At 54.7% G+C, this 1,950-nt stretch carries 6 protein-coding genes; 4 read left to right on the top strand and 2 right to left on the bottom strand.

What is annotated here, in order from left to right:
• From VH86_RS26245 to VH86_RS25580, 4 genes are all read left to right on the top strand, one after another.
• On the top strand, positions 1 to 199 hold a 199-nt coding region (locus VH86_RS26245; protein ID WP_082082888.1), incomplete at its 5' end, for a hypothetical protein.
• Positions 200 to 304: 105 nt separating this feature from the next.
• Complete coding sequence (locus tag VH86_RS26300; protein ID WP_254919502.1) at positions 305 to 427, top strand: hypothetical protein; 123 nt, start codon at positions 305 to 307, stop codon at positions 425 to 427.
• 1 nt (position 428) lies between these two features.
• The gene (locus VH86_RS26295; RefSeq protein ID WP_255352511.1) at positions 429 to 560 is read left to right on the top strand and encodes a hypothetical protein; all 132 of its coding nucleotides are present in this window, start codon (positions 429 to 431) and stop codon (positions 558 to 560) included.
• Positions 561 to 677: 117 nt separating this feature from the next.
• Positions 678 to 848: a hypothetical protein gene (locus VH86_RS25580; RefSeq protein ID WP_231647401.1), complete on the top strand. Its 171-nt coding sequence runs from the start codon at positions 678 to 680 to the stop codon at positions 846 to 848.
• Between the two features lie 21 nt (positions 849 to 869).
• Here VH86_RS25580 and VH86_RS24375 read toward each other — a convergent pair whose 3' ends face one another.
• Together VH86_RS24375 and VH86_RS24370 are read right to left on the bottom strand one after the other, a co-directional pair.
• Positions 870 to 1,133, bottom strand: a complete 264-nt coding sequence (locus VH86_RS24375; RefSeq protein WP_045834411.1) for a biofilm development regulator YmgB/AriR family protein — start codon at positions 1,131 to 1,133, stop codon at positions 870 to 872.
• 230 nt (positions 1,134 to 1,363) lie between these two features.
• Positions 1,364 to 1,672, bottom strand: coding sequence for a hypothetical protein (locus VH86_RS24370; protein WP_045834410.1), 309 nt, complete (start codon positions 1,670 to 1,672; stop codon positions 1,364 to 1,366).
• Between the last annotated feature and the right edge of the window lie 278 nt (positions 1,673 to 1,950).

Raw genomic sequence — 1,950 nt, 5'->3', positions numbered from 1 at the left:
GCAGGAACAGCTTCACGTGAAGGGCTGCGTGTGCCTGGAGGACCATCCTGAGCGTCAGTTTCTGGGCTCGGCCGTGAGCTACCGGCACGCGTATCAGATTGCGTCACATCAGCTGAAGATACGGGCCTGCGTCTGCCGTCTGTGCGTGGACGACAGCATGACCGAGGCGCGGGACGCCTCGCTTTCACCGCCCGCGTAATGAGCGGTTTTTACGCTTAAGTCACAGATCGGATATTTATTCACCTTCCGGTACCGTCACGCGGTTAAACTTAACGTTACCCGATACCGGGTGACGGAGGTAAACATGGCTGACCGTAACGATAAAAATGTGAAGGATGGCAAAGACGCCGACCACAGCAAGCTGCCCGCGGGCAACAAAAAAGACACCAGGGACAGCGATACCATGAAGCAGAAGGGTGGAAAATAGCATGTCTGACCAGCCGATGCCTGACGATGCGACCCCGCTGCCGGACCACGAGCCGGCGCCCGGTCATGAAGACGAGGTGCCGGGCGGCGACAGAGACATTCCGCCCGACCGGGGCGCCGCCCCGCTGATTTAACCGCCTCCGGGCGGTTTTTTTTGGTGCTTATATCTGCGCGCCGCTTATCGCGATACACTGTGTATATCCCCAATAAGCGGAGCGCATCTGAAAACCGAAAATGAAATACAGGAACTGATGCATGAAGCCATCGGGCTGGCCATCAGGCAGGTACTGCACAGGGGCGGTACAGTCAGCCCGCACGAACTTATCGGTGCGCTCTGGCGCCTGAAGGAGACCGGCTCCGATATGGCCATGCGCGAGGCCTGCAGCCGGGCCATCCGGATTTTTGCCGCCAAACTTAACTGAAATAGCCCTGTCGCGCAGGCGTTATGAAGCCTGCCCGCCGGCGTCGTCCGGCGTGTGACTGACGATAAGCTCCAGCACGCTGCGCAGCACCGCCTGTCTCTGCGCGTCACGCTCCTGCTCAAGGTCGTGAATGACGTGGATGATGAGCGTTTTATTGGTCAGCTGTCCGCCTGAGGCCAGAATCGCCTGTATTGCCTCCTCAAGCTCCTGACTTTCAGCCGCCAGCGCGTCGCCGCTGTTCTGCAGGCGGGCGCGGATTGTGGTCACTGAGTTGGTATTTTTCATGCTGTGAAGTCCCTGCCGGAGCATCCTGAACGGATGACGGCGGTAAAAGTGGTGTTGCGGATTATTATTGTGCAGCCGGCAGCGCTGCATCTGCAGAACGTACCCGATGACAGATAAATTATAGGTTAAAAGGCGCTGGGGTGCGCTTCGTTAATGATGGCGCGCGCAGGCATTCATCTTACGAAGTCAGGTGAAGGCGGACGCTAAGCGCCCGCTCGTTGGGGTTGTGGTTATCTCATTTCATCTTCATCATCAGCCTGCAGGCGAATGGTGGCCTCGCCGCCGGCACTTTGGCTGTCAACATTAGGGAGCATCCATTCCTTATTGTCACTCCCGCGCGCACCGACGGTCCGGAAGTCGCGCAGCCAGCTGATGGCATCGCTGATGCGCCGGCTGCGGCTGCTGATTTTCTCTGCTTTAAGCATAATGTTCAGCTCCGTCAGGAGAGCATCAACGGATATTTCCTCTTCACGCACGGCAAGATTGACTGCTGCTTCACCAATAACTGCGTGACCGGTCATGTCTTCGCTGTACAACACGTTTACACCTCGCTTAAAAATGAATGAGAATAAATTTAACCACTTTATTATTATAGCAAATGGCGAAGCGGAATTTAAATGAGGTGCATAGTTATCGCCTATGTATTAATAAGGATAAATAAATTGAATCTTTCCGTTTTATTATAAGTGGCTGATATTTTTCTGATATATTTATGTTGCGTCTTCCATCCTGAGAAAATATCTCTCACTCTGACCTGTACCCGGGTCAGAGCAAGTAACTCGTACTGTCAGAAGCACGGTGCATGCGCTGCGCATCC

The sequence above is a fragment of the Pantoea sp. BL1 genome (assembly GCF_000963985.1).
Taxonomy (GTDB): Bacteria; Pseudomonadota; Gammaproteobacteria; order Enterobacterales; family Enterobacteriaceae; genus Pantoea; species Pantoea rwandensis_B.
The sequence above is the reverse complement of the archived record's forward strand: the minus strand, read 5'-3'. Positions and strand labels throughout refer to the sequence as shown.

Coding starts and splice junctions, on each gene's coding strand:
- VH86_RS26300 (WP_254919502.1), top strand. CDS start 305: ATGGCTGACCGTAACGATAAAAATGTGAAGGATGGCAAAGACGCCGAC.
- VH86_RS26295 (WP_255352511.1), top strand. CDS start 429: ATGTCTGACCAGCCGATGCCTGACGATGCGACCCCGCTGCCGGACCAC.
- VH86_RS25580 (WP_231647401.1), top strand. CDS start 678: ATGCATGAAGCCATCGGGCTGGCCATCAGGCAGGTACTGCACAGGGGC.
- VH86_RS24375 (WP_045834411.1), bottom strand. CDS start 1,133: ATGAAAAATACCAACTCAGTGACCACAATCCGCGCCCGCCTGCAGAAC.